17 protein-coding genes are annotated in these 15,333 nt (G+C 68.9%); 7 read left to right on the top strand and 10 right to left on the bottom strand.

The window, feature by feature from the left end; genetic code table 11:
• Positions 1-177: 177 nt before the first annotated feature.
• From ACH413_RS48100 to ACH413_RS48110, 3 genes are read left to right on the top strand one after another with little or no spacing between them, the layout of a single operon-like run.
• Positions 178-2,580 (top strand): hypothetical protein, encoded by a 2,403-nt coding sequence (locus ACH413_RS48100; protein WP_360049267.1) that lies wholly within the window; start codon positions 178-180, stop codon positions 2,578-2,580.
• A 10-nt stretch (positions 2,581-2,590) separates the two neighbouring features.
• The gene (locus ACH413_RS48105) at positions 2,591-3,523 is read left to right on the top strand and encodes an RNA-binding protein (RefSeq protein ID WP_360049269.1); all 933 of its coding nucleotides are present in this window, start codon (positions 2,591-2,593) and stop codon (positions 3,521-3,523) included.
• Between the two features lie 2 nt (positions 3,524-3,525).
• Complete coding sequence (locus tag ACH413_RS48110; RefSeq protein ID WP_360049271.1) at positions 3,526-4,050, top strand: GNAT family protein; 525 nt, start codon at positions 3,526-3,528, stop codon at positions 4,048-4,050.
• Here the strand turns inward: ACH413_RS48110 and ACH413_RS48115 are convergent.
• Complete coding sequence (locus ACH413_RS48115; RefSeq protein WP_360049272.1) at positions 4,043-4,621, bottom strand: TetR family transcriptional regulator; 579 nt, start codon at positions 4,619-4,621, stop codon at positions 4,043-4,045. The genes ACH413_RS48110 and ACH413_RS48115 overlap by 8 nt on opposite strands.
• Before the next feature lie 77 nt (positions 4,622-4,698).
• On the opposite strand from ACH413_RS48115, the gene ACH413_RS48120 reads away from it, so the two are divergent.
• Positions 4,699-5,178 (top strand): DUF2975 domain-containing protein, encoded by a 480-nt coding sequence (locus ACH413_RS48120; RefSeq protein ID WP_360049274.1) that lies wholly within the window; start codon positions 4,699-4,701, stop codon positions 5,176-5,178.
• Positions 5,178-5,396, top strand: coding sequence for a helix-turn-helix transcriptional regulator (locus tag ACH413_RS48125; protein WP_030476549.1), 219 nt, complete (start codon positions 5,178-5,180; stop codon positions 5,394-5,396). Before ACH413_RS48120 ends, ACH413_RS48125 begins: the two co-directional genes overlap by 1 nt.
• Here ACH413_RS48125 and ACH413_RS48130 read toward each other — a convergent pair.
• Positions 5,393-6,628, bottom strand: a complete 1,236-nt coding sequence (locus tag ACH413_RS48130; protein WP_360049276.1) for a glutamate mutase L — start codon at positions 6,626-6,628, stop codon at positions 5,393-5,395. The genes ACH413_RS48125 and ACH413_RS48130 overlap by 4 nt on opposite strands.
• A 17-nt stretch (positions 6,629-6,645) precedes the next feature.
• Here ACH413_RS48130 and ACH413_RS48135 point away from each other — a divergent pair, with 17 nt between their 5' ends.
• The gene (locus ACH413_RS48135; RefSeq protein WP_360049278.1) at positions 6,646-7,251 is read left to right on the top strand and encodes a hypothetical protein; all 606 of its coding nucleotides are present in this window, start codon (positions 6,646-6,648) and stop codon (positions 7,249-7,251) included.
• On the opposite strand, the gene ACH413_RS48140 is transcribed toward ACH413_RS48135, so the two are convergent.
• From ACH413_RS48140 to ACH413_RS48175, 8 genes are all read right to left on the bottom strand, one after another.
• Entirely contained in the window at positions 7,248-7,703 is a 456-nt protein-coding gene (locus tag ACH413_RS48140; protein ID WP_360049280.1) for a MarR family transcriptional regulator, read from the bottom strand. The two genes, ACH413_RS48135 and ACH413_RS48140, sit on opposite strands and share 4 nt — an antisense overlap.
• A 25-nt stretch (positions 7,704-7,728) precedes the next feature.
• Positions 7,729-9,225 carry an amino acid permease gene (locus tag ACH413_RS48145; RefSeq protein WP_360049281.1) on the bottom strand — a complete coding sequence of 499 codons (1,497 nt, stop codon included), beginning with the start codon at positions 9,223-9,225 and terminating at the stop codon, positions 7,729-7,731.
• A 139-nt stretch (positions 9,226-9,364) separates the two neighbouring features.
• Positions 9,365-10,288 carry a cation diffusion facilitator family transporter gene (locus tag ACH413_RS48150; protein ID WP_360049283.1) on the bottom strand — a complete coding sequence of 308 codons (924 nt, stop codon included), beginning with the start codon at positions 10,286-10,288 and terminating at the stop codon, positions 9,365-9,367.
• A 64-nt stretch (positions 10,289-10,352) separates the two neighbouring features.
• Positions 10,353-11,567, bottom strand: a complete 1,215-nt coding sequence (gene manA, locus ACH413_RS48155) for a mannose-6-phosphate isomerase, class I (protein WP_360049285.1) — start codon at positions 11,565-11,567, stop codon at positions 10,353-10,355.
• A gap of 19 nt (positions 11,568-11,586) precedes the next feature.
• Positions 11,587-12,651 carry a hypothetical protein gene (locus tag ACH413_RS48160; RefSeq protein ID WP_360049287.1) on the bottom strand — a complete coding sequence of 355 codons (1,065 nt, stop codon included), beginning with the start codon at positions 12,649-12,651 and terminating at the stop codon, positions 11,587-11,589.
• 4 nt (positions 12,652-12,655) lie between these two features.
• A complete protein-coding gene (locus ACH413_RS48165) occupies positions 12,656-12,856 on the bottom strand; it encodes a Trm112 family protein (RefSeq protein ID WP_093591878.1) in 201 nt (66 codons plus the stop codon).
• 10 nt (positions 12,857-12,866) lie between these two features.
• Entirely contained in the window at positions 12,867-14,219 is a 1,353-nt protein-coding gene (locus ACH413_RS48170; protein ID WP_360049289.1) for a phosphomannomutase/phosphoglucomutase, read from the bottom strand.
• A gap of 82 nt (positions 14,220-14,301) precedes the next feature.
• On the bottom strand, positions 14,302-14,661 hold the full coding sequence (locus ACH413_RS48175; protein WP_218164452.1) for a DUF3499 domain-containing protein: 360 nt from the start codon (positions 14,659-14,661) through the stop codon (positions 14,302-14,304).
• Positions 14,662-14,754: 93 nt separating this feature from the next.
• On the opposite strand from ACH413_RS48175, the gene ACH413_RS48180 reads away from it, so the two are divergent.
• A complete protein-coding gene (locus tag ACH413_RS48180) occupies positions 14,755-15,198 on the top strand; it encodes a metallopeptidase family protein (protein ID WP_093593602.1) in 444 nt (147 codons plus the stop codon).
• Positions 15,199-15,333 lie beyond the last annotated feature (135 nt).

Raw genomic sequence — 15,333 nt, forward strand, 5'->3', positions numbered from 1 at the left:
TGCGGCCGAACTCGTGGAGTGACAGATCGGCCACTGCGAAGTCAATGCCGTTGCGGGTCTGCAACCGTTCCGCGGTCATCGCGAAGTCCTCCAAGGCACTTCAGAGAGGGTGTCGTCCGACCATACCGCCCGCTGATGCACCACTATGTCCCCCACGTTGGGTGAGGGAGGTCTCGGGTGTTGATTGCCGGCCCGGACACACGTGTCGTCGAGTTGCGCGTGCACGGCGTTCAAGGAACGACGCCGCAGACGCTCGTCGACGCCGTTGCGGCCGTGGACGTTGCGGGAGACGGGCTCGGGCGCATCGTGCGCCCGGCCGACAGACTCCGCAGGCCCGCGCCCGGACCGGTGCTGCAGACCGAAGGACGTCCGATACCTCGCGTGGTCGAGGGGTACCTGTGGGGCGGAATGACGTCCGGAGGTGTGGCCAAGGCCACGTGGGCGCTGCTCTTCCCGTTCAGCATCGCGAACGTCGCGCACTGGATGCTCCCTCCCGTCCCTGAGCGGAATCTGCCCGCCCACCTGCTCGGCATCGGTCTGCGGTCGTTGTTGCGGGTGTTCGCACTGCTGCTGACGGCGTTGCTGGTCGCGCAGATCTCCGTGGTCAGCCTGGACCTGCTCGCCGCCCAGTGTCTCCGGCCGGGTATTGCGTGTTTGACCAGCATTCCGACGGACGTGCGCACGTTCCCGTGGTTCCGGACGTTCCTGGGGCTGCTGCCGATCATCGTGGTGATCGCGGTGATGCGGCGCGTCTCGCACGTCGAGTGGCGGATCGAGCGCAAGGCGATCGCCGACGCCGAGGAGCAGGAGAAACAGCCCGCGTCCGGACTGCCCGGCGCGCACGTCGCGACCGACCCGGACACGCCGGCGTTGCGGTCGCTGCACGTCGTGGTGTCGCTCGCGGTGACGGCGCTGATCGCCCTGGGCGGCCCGTTGAAGCAGCTCACGGCCACCGGCGGCATGGGCGTGGCGATCACGGTGGCCTGGATCGTCTCCCTCGTGCTCATCGGTGTGTCCGTGCTCGGCGTACTGCTGTTGGACGACCCCACGGGCGGTGCGCCTCATCGCGGCGGACGGTGGCTGCGCGCGGCGTTGGGCCGTAAGCCGCGCCGGCTGCTGATGGTGTTCTCGGTGCTCTTGGTCCTGACGACGCTCGGATTGCAGGAGCAGCTGCCGTTGCGGGTGCCCGGCGCGGACGTGACCGTGCAGGTCGTGGCGTTGCTGATGGCGTTCGTGCTGGTGCTGTTCGGGCTGATGCTGGTTCCCGCCGCCCTGCTCGCGCGGGGCACCTGGAAGTCGTTGCCGCGCGAACTGCGGCCGTGGGCGGGCGGCTGGTTCTCCGCGCCGGTGCTGGCGATCGCCGGGCTGCTCGGCGGCGGTTTCGGCGCCGGCGTGGCGTTGCCGGTGCGCAAGGCTCTGGGCGACGAACTGAGGCTGCCGGCCGGCTACGAGTACATCACCCTGTTGTGGGGTGTGGCAGGCGCGTTGGCGCTGCTGAGCACGTTCGCGGTGGCGTCGTTCACCGGCGCCGTGCGGTGGCGGGCGTTCCGCAAGGGCAAGGTGTGGGCGCGCGAAGCGTCGTTGCTGCACTCCGGCCGGATGCGTGACCTTCGCACCGCGACGCGGGCGTGGTGGTGGGCGCGCTGGGAACGCAACCACGGCCATCACATGATTCTGATCATCGCGTCCGTGCTGTTCGTTGGTGCCGTGCTGGCTTCGGTGCTGCGCGTGCAGAACGTGCCGCTGGGCCCGTGGACGGTGTTCTCGGCTTTCGGCGTGTTCGTGCTCGGCTTGCTCGCCGTGTCACTGCTGCGTGCCGTGTATCTGGCCGCACGGCAACCGGAGTCCGGGCGACGGCTCGGGATCATCGCCGACATCGCCCAGTTCTGGCCGCGCGAAGCGCACCCGATCGTGCCGCCCTGCTACGCGCTCAAGGTCGTGCCGGAACTCGTCGCCCGCGTGCAGGACCACCTGCGCGACCCCGGCACCCGCGTCGTCCTCTGTGGACACTCGCAGGGCTCCCTGCTCGTCGCCGTCGCGGCAGCACGACTGCTGGAGGAACTGCCCGCGCACGACCGCGAACGGATCGGGCTGCTGACGGCAGGTTCGCAACTTCAGTGGGCTTACCCGCGGGCCTTCCCCGCCGTGGTGCCGCACGCGTCACTGGCCCGGCTGGCCGGCGGCCTGGACGGACGCTGGCGCGCGCTGTGCCGCGGCACGGACCCGTTGGGCGGCGCGGTGACGACGTGGCGGCGGCAGGTGTTCGACGGCATGCTGCTCGGCGTCGGCTACCGGGAGGACGGCTCGGAGGGCGCGCTGGCACCGGCGTTGCGCGGGCCCACCGGGGCGTTGGTGCTGGGCGGCGATCACTGGCTGCCGGACCCGCAGCGGGGGCCGTTCCCCGGACGGCGGTGGCGGTCGGGGGTGTCGGCGCACTCGGACTACACGTCGGACCCGGAGTGGGACCGGGCCGTGGCGATCGCGGCGGGGCTGTTGCAGGTGGACGCGCCGGAGTCGCCTTCGCTGCCGTTCGCGCGCAAGCCGGAAACTCGGTCGCGGGACGCGTTGGGCGGCTCCTAGTCTCCGGGTCGTGCACGTCTTCAAGGTGACCAAGTACGACCCGGCGCACTTCGGCGACCGCGGGTACTTCGGGCCTGAGGACGAGAAGAGCGACCACGGGCCGTTGGAAGCGGCCTATCTGAAAGCCGTCGAGGAGTTCGCGGCGGACACCGGCGTCACCGAGCTGACGATCCGCGAACCTGAGGTCGGCGGGTTCGTCAACTTCGGACTGGAACCGAACATCGAGGGGCACGGGCTGATCGGGCTGTTCCCGCCCGACCTGACCGGTTACCACGACGGGGCGCGGATTCCGCTGGCCACCGGTGTGGCGCTCGTGCGAGCGATGCTGCGGGACAACGGCGCCTGGTGCCGGCTGGAGGTGGACGAGAGGTTCTTCGTCCACATCGGCTACGACCAGTACATGTACATCGGCAGCTCCGAGCCGTGCGACGCCGCTGCTCGGGTGCGCGCGCTCGGCCTGTTCCCCGTGACGGTTCCTCGCTCGCCGTGGGGCTTCTCCGGCGTGGAACTCGAAGTCCCACGCCCGGCCGACGAGGCGTTCTGGGCAGAGGTGTCCGAGCTCGTGATCGCACGCGGCACCGTGCTGCTGCAGGAGATCCACGCCGGCAACGCATCACGCTGGCATCGTCTGCGGAGCTCTGACGTTCCCGCCCTCACGCTGCGAGCGCGCCTGGCGGTCTGGCCGGAACTGAACGACGACGTCGTCGGGGAACTCCGGACGCTGGATGAGCACGACAGTCCCTTCACACTCGTCTGGGAGGACCGGGACGGCGTGATCACCAGCCGCATCGCCCACGGCGAGGAGCGCCCCATGATCGCCGTCGAGCTGACTCAGGCGCGCGGCGCGATGGTGCTGTCCATCCTCGACGACGAAGATCCTCCGCTGCTTGAAGCGGTACTACCTGATGACGACGGCGTAGTTCGAGTGCGTAGGAGCGTGTGATCATGCTGACCGGAGACCTGGTCCGGCTGCGGCCCGTCGAGCCGGAGGACGCCGACGCGTTCCACCGCTGGCACAACGACGAAGAAGTCATGCGGTGGCTGCAGAGTTACTTCCACACCTCGCTGGCGTCGACGCGCAAACGCTTCGGCGACCGCCAGGAGAACTCGTACGAGAAGGTCACCTTCTGCATCGAGACGCTGAAGGACGGCAAGCTCATCGGCGTCGTCGTGCTGCGCGACGCGGATCCGATCAACGCGCGGGCCGAGGTCGACATCTACATCGGCGAGAAGGACCACTGGGGTGGCGGCTACGGCACCGATGCGTTGCGCACGGCGTGCCGGTACGGGTTCGACACGATGCGGCTGCACTCGATCGAACTTGGTGTCGTGGAGGCGAACGCCCGCGCGATCCGGTCCTACGAGAAGGTCGGTTTCCAGGTCGACGGGCGGTACCGGCAGGCGTTCTTCCGCGACGGCGAGTGGCACGACTGTCTGCTGATGTGCGTGCTCGAGGACGAACTCAAGTGAGTGCCGGCGCGAGGTGGCCGATCGCCTCGCGCAGGTGATCTTCCACTGACGCCGTCGGCACCACGACGAGTCCGGACGGGCGCACGTCCACCCACCGTTGCACCGCGAGGCGTGCGGCGGCGGACACCGCGGCTGCCAGCACCTCCGCGCCCACGGGGTCCTTGCCCAGGCGTTCGGCGATGACGGTGGCGATCGGCGGTTCCATGGTCGCCACCGAGTCGAGGTACGCCTCGCGCAGGGCCGGTGTCGAGGTGATCAGGGCCAGGGCCTCGGTCGGCGGTTCGCGGTACTGCTCGGCGAACGCGGCGATGATCGAGTCGACCAGCGGTTCGGACGTAGGCCGCGAACGCAGTGCTTCCGCTACCTGGAGGGCGCGCGAGGCCGTGATGCCGGCGACGATCGCGTGCTCGCGGCTGGCGAAGTAGTTGTTGTAGGTGCGCGGCGAGACGTTCGCCGCTTCGGCGATCTCGTCGACACGCACCTCGTCCACGCCCTTCTCCAGGGCGAGGCGCAGTGCGGCGGCCGACAACGCCGCTCGGGTCTCGGTCTTCTTGCGCTCGCGCAGTCCCACGCCGGTCACTCTAGAGACCGGTTGCAACACGATCACTACCGATTGACTTTCGATAGATCACTACCGATACTCGATCCATGATTGCTGAACGTTGGGCGGTGACAGCCCTCCGGGTGTTCCTGGTGGCGTTGTTCGGGATCCTCGTCGTCCTGGAGACGTTGTCGATCCCCGGCTCGTACGCGTACATGGCGCAGCAGAACCCCGCGGAGGCCCACCTGAGGTGGCCTTCGACGATCGTGTCCGTGTTCTGGGTCGTGTGCGTGCAGGTGGTCATCGTCGCCACCTGGAAGCTGCTCACGTTGGTGCGCAAGGACCTGATCTTCACCGAGGCCGCGATCAAGTGGGTCAACGTGATGGTGTGGGCGATCGCGGCGGCGTGGGTCGTACTGGTGGGGGTGTTCATCTGGGTCGGCGTCAACGCCGACGACCCCGGCGTGATCGTGTTGTTCTTCCTGTTCACGTCGGCGGTGTCCGTGGTGGGGCTCGTGCTCGTCGTGATGCGGGCGCTGCTGCAGCGAGCCACTACGCTGCGCGCCGACATGGAAGCGGTGATCTGATGGCCATCGTCGTGCGCATCGACGTCGAGCTGGCCAAGCGCAAGATGAGCGTCGGCGAGTTCGCGGAGAAGGTCGGGCTGACCCCCGCCAACGTCGCGGTGCTGAAGAACGGGCGCGCGAAAGCCGTGCGGTTCAGCACCTTGGAGGCCATGTGCCGGGTGCTGGAGTGCCAGCCGGGCGATCTCCTCGAGTTCGTGGACGACGAGGAGTCCGCCTAGCCCAGCCGTTTCGCCAGTCGGTCGGCGGCCTCCAGCCGCCCCGACTCGGCGAGCAGGCCCACCGGCGCCAGCACGTAGTCGCGGTCGACGGTGATCTCCGCGGTCCGCAGCACGGGCCGCAGCACCGGGTCGCCCCGCAACGCCTCGACGATCGGTTCGATGTCGGGCGTGTGCCGGAAAACGCCGCCCGACAACACCAGCAGACCCGCGCCGTGCGGGCCGAGCTGACCGTCGACCTGCCGGAGATGCCTGCGCACAGCCAGAATCGCCGCGAACGACGCCAGCTTCACGTCGACGGCCAGGTCTTCCGCGAGCCAGTCGACGTGCTCGGCGCGGTACTTCGCCTCTGCTGTCAGGTCCTCGGTCGTCAGACGTTCCGCGAGAGCTTCCTTGACCACGCCCGGCGCGGACCAGCGCATGCCGAGATCGCCTTCGACGGTGCGGCGGTCCGGCGGCAGCGCGACCGTCCTCTCCAGACCTTCACTGTCCACAGTCGACACCGCCGAGTAGACGTCCGTGGTCGCGCCGCCGACGTCCACCACGAGCACGGCGCCTTCGCGGTCCTGTGCCGCGAGCCGGGAAACGCCTGCCAGCACGGCATCCGGCGTCACGGCCCGCACGAGCTGACGGAACCGCGGCCCGCGCGACAGGCCCTTGCCGCCGATCACGTGCTGGAGGAACGCCTCGCGGATCGCTCGACGGGCCGGTTCCGGGGCGAGCTGACCGACGTCCGGCAGCACGTTCGGGCAGGCCACCACGGTGCGTTTCGCCAGCAGCTCCAACGCTTCCGGCTGCGCCTCGACGTTGCCCGCCAGCACGATCGGCACGGCCACGCGGGCGAGCTTCGCCGCGTTGTGCAGCAGGACCGACCGGTCGCCGCCGTCCGTGCCGCCGACCAGCAGGATCAGGTCCGGTGTCGTGGCACGGAGGGCTTTCACGTCGACCGGGCCCGCACTGACGTGCACGATCTTGGCGCCCGCGGACAACGCCACCCGGTAGCCCGCCTCGGCGCTCACCACCCGTTCCTGGCCGACGACGGCAAGTCGGAGACCGCCACCGGCCGACGAGCACGCGAGGATCTCGCCGTCACCGACCTCGGAACGCAGCGCGTCGATGCCGCGCAGCACCTCCGGCGGCGTGGTCGGGTGCTGCCCGGTCCGGACCAGCTCGCCCTCGGGGGTGACGAGAGCGGCCTTGGTCCAGGTGGAACCGACGTCGAGACACAGGATCACGGGGTTAGCTTGCCATCATGAAGCTCACGCCCAAGGTGATCCTCGAAGGCACGCGGCTGACCGGCAAGACGGATCTGGCCTTCGCGTTGAACGAGCACCCCCGTCTCGTCGGGCATCGCCGGTACCGCTACCACTCGCCGTTGATCTCGGCGGAGTGGAGCGGGTTCAGCAACGAACCGTGGGGACGTGGGCTGATCGACTTCGCACCGGACGAGACCGCGCAGGCGATGGAGACCTACGAGACGTGGGTGCGGATGTTCGAACTGCAGCGCTACTACTCGTGGATCGTCGACCGCTTCCACCTGTCCACGCTGGCATACCAGGCACGACAGGGCCGCGAGTTCGACTTCGACTGGCTCGAGGAACGGCTGAAGCCGCTCAACTTCGCGATCGTGCTCTGCACACGGCCCGAGGACACGTTCGAGGAAGCACGGGAGGAACGGCTGAAGATCAGCGCGAACCCGAAGCAGTACGTCTCGCTGGAGCCGTTCGTCGAGGAACAGCGGCAACTCCGCGAGCTCGCGGCGAAGTCGACCCTGCCCGTGCTGGAGCTGGACGTGACGCGGCAGGGCCCGGACGACGTGGCCGAGTGGCTCGACGAACGAGGCCTGCTGACGCTCTAGTCGTCGGCTTTCTCGTGCACGGTCTGCATGAACGACCCCAGCTGCGCGAGCTGGTCCGGCGTGAACAGGTCGATCAGGTACTCGCGAACCGTCGTGACGTGACCGGGTGCGGCGGTGCGCAGCAGGTCCTTGCCGACGTCGGTGAGCACGGCGAGGATGCCGCGCTCGTCGGACTCGTGCGGTTCACGCCGCACGAGTCCCGACTTCTCCAGCTTGCCGATCTGGTAGGTCAACGAGCTCTTCGACACCACGACCCTGCGCGCCAGTTCGGTCATGCGCATGCGGTTGCCCGGCTGTTCGGACAGCACGACCAGCACGTTGTACTGCGCGTGCGAGAGGCCCGCGTCGCGCTGCAACTGCTGTTCGATCTGCCTCTCGAGGAGGTGGTACGCCTGGACGAAGTGATGCCAGGCGCTGCCTTCCTCCTCGGAGAGCCACCGCGCGTTTCCCATGGTGGGCAGGTTAGTTGGTGACGAGCTACTTGCCTGCCTTGTCACTCTGCTTGCCCAGTACCGAGTTGCGTCGGCTGTAGGCGAAGTAGACGACGACACCGAGCGCCATCCAGATGATGAACCGGATCCAGGTGAGCGCGGTCAGGTTCAGCATCAGCCACAGGCAGGCGAGAATCGCGAGGATCGGCACCAGCGGCACGAGTGGCACGCGGAAGCCGCGCGACAGGTCCGGCCGCGTCTTGCGCAGCACCAGCACGCCGCCGGAGACGAGGATGAACGCGAACAGCGTGCCGACGTTCACCATCTCTTCGAGCTTGCCCGCCGGGAAGAAGCCCGCCGCGATCGCGACCAGCGTGCCGACGATGATCGTGATGCGCGTCGGCGTGCCGTGGCTGCCGGTCTTCGCGAGCTTGCGCGGCAGCAGTCCGTCGCGCGACATCGCGAACAGCACGCGGCTCTGGCCGAGCATCAGCACCATGACGACGGTGGTCAGACCGGCGAGCGCGCCGACCGAGATCACCGTGGCCGCCCAGTCGACCCCGTTGTCCGAGAACGCACTCGCGAGCGTCGCGCGCGTGCCGTCCGGCTGCGTCGCGAGCTTCGTGTACGGCACCATGCCGGTGATCACCAGCGTGACGGCGACGTAGAGCACCGTGACGATCGCGAGCGAGCCGAGGATGCCGCGCGGCACGGCCTTCTGCGGGTTCTTCGTCTCCTCCGCCGTGGTCGCCACGACGTCGAAACCGATGAACGCGAAGAAGACGATCGAGGCCGCGGCCAGCATGCCGAGCACGCCGTAGGTGCTGCCCGAGTAGCCGGTGATCAGCGAGAACAGCGACTGCTCGATGCCCGTGTGCACCGCGGGGCCACCTTCGGCCGCCGGCGGGATGAACGGGCTGTAGTTCTCGGCCTTGATGTACCCGATGCCGAGCACGATCACCAGCAGCACCACGGCGACCTTGATGGCCGTGATGACCGCGCTGACCCGCGAGCTCAGCTTCGTGCCGACGACCAGCAGGGTCGTGATCACCGCGACGAGCAGCACGGCGCCCCAGTCGAACTTGAGGCCGTCACCCACCTCGGTCTTCACGTCGATGCCCATGAGGCCGAGCGTCGTCTGCAGGTAGGCCGACCAGCCCTTGGCGACCGCGGCCGACCCGACCGCGAACTCCAGCACCAGGTCCCACCCGATGATCCACGCGGCGAACTCGCCGAACGTCGCGTAGGAGAAGGTGTACGCGCTACCCGCGACCGGCACCGTCGAGGCGAACTCGGCGTAGCACAACGCGGCCAGCGCACAGGCGATCGCCGCCAGCACGAACGACAGCGAGACCGACGGTCCCGCGATGTTGCCCGCAGTGCTCGCGGTGAGCGTGAAGATGCCGGCGCCGATGACGACCGCGACGCCGAAGACCGTGAGGTCCCAGGCCGACAGGTCCTTGCGGAGCTTGGTGTCCGGCTCGTCCGTGTCCGATATCGACTGCTCGATCGACTTCGTGCGCCACAACCCGTTCCCCGGCACGGTGCATACCTCCTTGATGGATCCCCGATTCGGCCCACCCTAGAGGTATCCACGACCTGGGACCCCTATAGCTCGTTTCATATGGCAAACGGGGCGTTTCGCACTCACGTGGAGTGCGAAACGCCCCGCTCGGCCGAAATCAGGAGCTGGTGACCGTCGACCGGTCCAGGTCCGGCTCCAAGTAGATCAACCGGGCGTGCGGCACCTTGTTGCGCACCCGCTGCTCCGCGTCGTTGATCGCCTGCGCCACCTCGTCGAGCGGCAGCTGCGGCTCCAGCGCGATCTTCGCCGCGACGAGCAGCTCCTCCGGCCCGATGTACTGCGTCTTGATGTGGATGACGCGCTGCACCTTGCCGGCGGCCAGCTCGTCGATGATCACGTCGAGGTCCTTGTCGGACGCACCCTCACCGATCAGCAGCGACTTCATCTCGATGATCAGGATCACGGCGATGATGCCCAGCAGCACACCGATGGCGACGGTGCCGAGCGCGTCGAACACCGGGTTGCCGGTGATCGTCGAGAGGCCGACGCCGAGCAGGGCCAGGACCAGACCGATCAGGGCGCCCGCGTCCTCCAGCAGCACGACCGGGAGTTCCGGGGTGCGCGAGTTGCGGATGAAGCCCCACCAGGTGGCGTCGCCCTTGATGAGCCTCGACTCCTTGATGGCCGTCATGAAGCTGTAGGTCTCGAGACCGATGGCCACCACGAGGATCGCGACGGCGACGAGCGGGCTGGACAGCTCCTCGGGCGCCTGCAGCTTGTGGATGCCCTCGTACAGCGCGAAGACCGAGCCGAGCGTGAAGAGCATCAGCGCGACCACGAACGACCAGAAGTACCTGTCCCGGCCGAAGCCGAACGGGTGCAGCTTGGTCGCCCTGCGCTGTGCCGTCTTCTGGCCGAGCAGCAGCAGGCCCTGGTTCGACGTGTCGGCCACGGAGTGCACCGACTCGGCGAGCATCGACGACGAGCCGGTGATCAGGAATCCGATGAACTTGGCCACCGCGATTCCTGCGTTTGCCACCAACGCCGCGACGATGGCCTTGGTTCCGCCCCCTGCTGACACGCCTGTCTCCTTGCTGATAACCAGTCCTGGCCAGAAAGCTGTCTGCTTTGTCCGGTCGTGAACCTTAGTCTGTTCCGGCCGTGGCGCGGAAAAGTTCAGCGGATTCAACACCATCCGGGCGCACGAGCACGGCCGGGTCGGACGCGGGCAGCCACACGGACTCACCGCGCCTCAGCTTCAGCTCGTCGCCTCTGGCGTTCGTGAGTACCACGGAACCCTCGGTGCAAATCATGATCTGCGGGCCCTCGTGGTTGATCCGCGTCTCGCCGGCCAGGTCCAACCTGGACAGTTCGAACTCGGGCGCGGGCGTGCGATAGACGCGGACGCCGGGCTGGATCTCCTCGCCCAGCAGCACTTCCATGTCACCGCACGTGAAGTCGAGCACGCGCAGCAGTTCGGGCACGTCGACGTGCTTGGGCGTGAGGCCGCAGCGCAGGACGTTGTCCGAGTTCGCGAGGATCTCGATGCCCGTTCCGCGCAGGTACGCGTGCAGGTTGCCGGCGGGCAGGTGGATCGCCTCGCCCGGCTGCAGCACGATGCGGTTCAGCAGCAACGCCGCGAGCACGCCCGCGTCGCCGGGGTAGGACTCGCCCAGCTCCAGGATCGTGCGGCACTCCAGGTCGAACTCGCCGTGCTCCTTCACGTGCAGCACGCACGCGTCGAGAACCTGGGGCAGCAACGTGCTCAACGACGTCTGCGGCAACGTGATCAGCATCGTGAACAACGCGCGCAGGCCCGAGGAGTCCGGCTGCGCGACCAGCATCTCGGTGTACGGGGACAGCGCGGGCGCGTCCAGGGTGCGCAGCAACGAGACCGTCCGCGACGGCTCGCGGAAACCGGCCAGCGCGTGGAACTCGGTCAGCGCGCAGATCAGCTCCGGCTTCGCGGCCGGGTCCTTGTAGTTGCGGACCGGGGAGTCGAGCGGCACGAGGCGCTTCTCCTCGGCCGCGAAGCCCTCCGCCGCCTGGGCGGCCGACGGGTGCGCCTGCAGGCTCAGCGCCTCGTCCGCGGCGAGCACCTTGAGCAGGAACGGAAGCCTGCTGCCCCACCGCTCGGCGACGCGCGTGCCGAGCTGGCCGTCCGGGTCGGACGCCAGCAGGCCGAGCAGCGAGCGCTCGGTGCCGTCCGCGCCGACCACGCGGGACGGGTCGCCGGGGTGGGCGCCCATCCACAGTTCGGCCTCGGGATGGGGTGCGGGCACCTCCTTCCCGAGCAGCTCGGCGATGGCCGTGCGTGAACCCCACGCGTACGGCCTTACCGCGTTGTGCAGCAGGTCCACTTCTCAGTCAGCTCCCATATCAGTACGGGTTGCCGCCGAGAGTTCCGGCGGCGAGCCCGAGGTACAGCGCGGCCAGTTCGAAGCGGAGCGCGAGCAGTGCGGCGCTGACCGCGTCGCCTCCCGCCACCTCGACGGCCGGCTCCAGCACGTCGGCTCCCGGCAGGGCGTCCTCGGCGGCGTGCCGAACAGCATCTGCCACCGGGCCCTGGCGCACAGCCAGCAACAACACGCGCACGAGTCCGCTGCCCGGTTCGTCGTCCGGGTCGGCGAAGAGGTCTGCACCCGAGGTTCCCTGCACCGCGCGGCGGTGCAGCACCGGGCGGGTCAGCGCCTGTGGATACCCGGCGACGTCGCAGGCCACACCGGCGAACGCCGCCAGCACGCCCGCGCCGTGCATGCCGACCGACGTGGCGACCTCGTCGAGGCCCCACAGCAGCGGCGTGCGGTCGGCGACGCGCAACGCGAGCGACTTCGCCGGGTTCACGAACGACTCGTGCATCGGGTGGTCGCGCTCGGCCTCCCGGTCGAGCTCGTCCGCGATCAGTTCGACGTCGACCTTGAGCAGGCCGAGAGCGTGCAGCACCAGCAGCCACGCGGCGAGCGCGCGGGGGAAGCTGAAGCCGGGCGGCACGTCGATGCGGGGCGGCAGCAGCACCGCCCTGCCCGCGGCGGCCGCGGCGATCGGACCGGAGTCCGGCGCCGTCAGCAACGTCCGGGCGCCCCTGCGGACGGCCCGGTCGATCGACTCGGCGAGCACCCGGTCACCGGGGTCCTCGGTGTGCGCGAGCACTACGTCGAGAGCGCCGACCCAGGGCGGCACCTCGTCGGCGAGCACGACCGGCACCGAGCAGCCGGAACCGAGCAACGCCATGACGACGTTGGCAACGGTGACCGAGTGGCCGGGCCGGGTGACGAGCACGACCGCGCGCGGGCGTTCGGAGAAGATCCGCTCCAGCCCCGCCTCGGCCGCGGCCTCAGCGGTGGAACGGACCTGTGCTCCCGCCCGCGCGGCAGCACGCAGCCAGCCGCCCGTGTCGGCGTCGGCGAGGCGGCTCGGGTCGTCGAGCAGCGTGTCGTCGAGCACCTGATCACACAGCCGACGGCGGCTCGACCGCCTCGTCCAGCAGGAGCACCGGGATGCCGTCGCGAACCGGGAACGAACGGCCGCACGCGGTGCACGTGAGGAAGTCCGCTTCCGGGTCGGAGGGCGTCCCGACCTGCAAGGGCGCGTGCTCGGGGCACGGGCAGGCGAGAATTTCCAGCAACTGCTCTTCGAGCTTGACGGCCACGGTGTTCTCCTCAGGCCCGCACGATCGCGAGGACCTCGTCGCTGAGCGCGGCGACGGCCTCGGGGGTGGCGGCTTCGACGTTCAGGCGCAGCAGCGGCTCGGTGTTCGAGGCCCGCAGGTTGAACCACGACCCGTCCGCCAGCTGCACGGTGAGACCGTCCAGCTCGTCGATCGTGACGCCGTCCTTGGATCCGTACGCGTCCTTGATCGCGGCGATCCGCCCGGCCTGGTCGGTGACCGTCGAGTTGATCTCACCGGAGGCGGCGTAGCGGTTGTAGACCTCGGTCAGCGTGGACAGAGGACCGGCCTGCTCACCCAGCGCGGCCAGCACGTGCAGCGCGGCCAGCATGCCGGTGTCCGCACGCCAGAAGTCGCGGAAGTAGTAGTGCGCGGAGTGCTCGCCACCGAAGATGGCGCCGGTCCTGGCCATCTCCTCCTTGATGAACGAGTGGCCGACGCGCGTGCGCACGGGCTTGCCACCGTGCTCGGTGACGATCTCCGGCACGGCGTGCGAGGTGATCAGGTTGTGGATGATCGTGCCGCCGGGGTCCTTGGCCAGCTCGCGCACGGCCACCAGCGCCGTGATCGCGGACGGGCTCACCGGGTCGCCGTTCTCGTCCACGACGAAGCAGCGGTCCGCGTCGCCGTCGAACGCGACACCGGCGTCGGCACCCTCGGCCTTGGTGCGGGCCTGCAGGTCGACGATGTTCTTGGGGTCGAGCGGGTTCGCCTCGTGGTTCGGGAAGCTGCCGTCGAGCTCGAAGTACATGGGGATGACCTCGATGGGCAGGCCCTCGAAGACCTGCGGCACCGTGTAGCCGCCCATGCCGTTGCCCGCGTCCACCACGATCTTGAGCGGGCGGATGTCCTTCAGGTCGACCAGGGCGTTGAGGTACGCCGCGTAGTCGACGAGCATGTTGCGCTCCTCGAACGTGCCCGGCTCGACACCCTCTGCGTCCGGGACCTGGTTCTCGGCGTCCTGGCGGATCTGCCCGAGACCGGTGTCCTGCCCGACCGGCGAGGCGCCGGCGCGGCACATCTTGATGCCGTTGTACTGCGCCGGGTTGTGGCTCGCGGTGAACATGGCGCCGGGCAGGTCGAGCTTGCCGGACGCGAAGTAGAGCATGTCCGTGCTGGCCAGGCCGATGCTGATGACGTTCACGCCCTGCGCCTGCGCACCTTCGGCGAAGGCACGCGACAGCCCGGGCGAGGAGTCGCGCATGTCGTGACCGATGACGATCGTCGGTCCACCGACCAGGCGCGCGAAGGCGGCGCCGAAGTCGCGGACCAAGCCGGCGTCCAGCTGCTCGCCGACCACCCCACGGATGTCGTACGCCTTGACGATGCCGGACAGGTCACGCACGCCGCACACTCCCGAAACTCGCTCTTGACGGCCACTGCCAGGGCAGCCTACCGGCGAGAAGATTAGTGGTGCGTGTGGTCGTTCAGTCCTCGTGCGGATCAGGCAATACCCGCAGGTGACCACGCCTGTGCGAGCCCGCGGACACGTCGGGCAGCTTCGGGCTCACATCAGCACGCCCAGCCTCCCTCACCGCCTCGGCCAACGCCGTCAGGTCGTCCACAGTCGGCTCGGGCGCCGCGAACTCACCCTGGTGCCTCACGACCTCCCAACCCCGCGGCGCAGTGAGCCGCAAGGCGTGCTCCTCGCACAGGTCGTAGCTGTGCGGTTCGGAGTACGTGGCAAGCGGCCCGACGACCGCGGTGGAGTCCGCATAGGCGTAGGTGAGCGTGGCGACAGCCGGGTTAGCACACCCGGTTCGCGAGCACCGTCTCACGCTCCGCACGATCGGGGACGATAGCGCGTCCACGCGAGGCTGTGTGTGAGGCACGCTGTGTTTAGTCGTCAGGGGTAGCAACTAGGCTGCTGGGTTGTGGTGATGGCACGGGGTTCACAGCGGCAGAATTCGCCGCGCCGACGCAACCGCGACCGGCACGGCCGAGGCCTGCGCGGCCCGCTCTACCCGGCCACGCTCCCAGCGGCCCGCTCCCGGGCAGAACGCTTCGACGCGCTGGTCATAGAGGCACTGGAGCCCATCGAGGCCCGCTGGCGAACCGAACTGACCCAGCTGGACGTGGCAGTCGACGACGTCCCGGACGTCCAGGTAGAAGGCGAAGACGGCGTGGTGGAGGACGGCAACGTCCCCTTGGCCCGCCTGCTCCCGCCAGGCTCGGACAACCGTGCCCGGATCGTTCTCTACCGCCGCCCTCTGGAAGCACGGGCAAAGGACGGCGCCGACCTGTCCGACCTGGTGCACGACGTGCTGGTGGAGCAGGTGGCGAACTACCTGGGCCTGGACCCGGACGTGGTGGACGAGGGCTGAGACCCCTCTCACACACAGGGGCCGCCTGATCGAACGCGAAGCCGAAGGCGAGCCGTCCTTACCGTGCGGTCTGGGTGGGGTGGCTTCGTCACGAGTCGTGCCATAGCTCTTGCTGCAGCCAGGAAGGGATGTCAA

The organism is Lentzea sp. NPDC020367 (assembly GCF_044387305.1).
GTDB lineage: Bacteria > Actinomycetota > Actinomycetes > Mycobacteriales > Pseudonocardiaceae > Lentzea.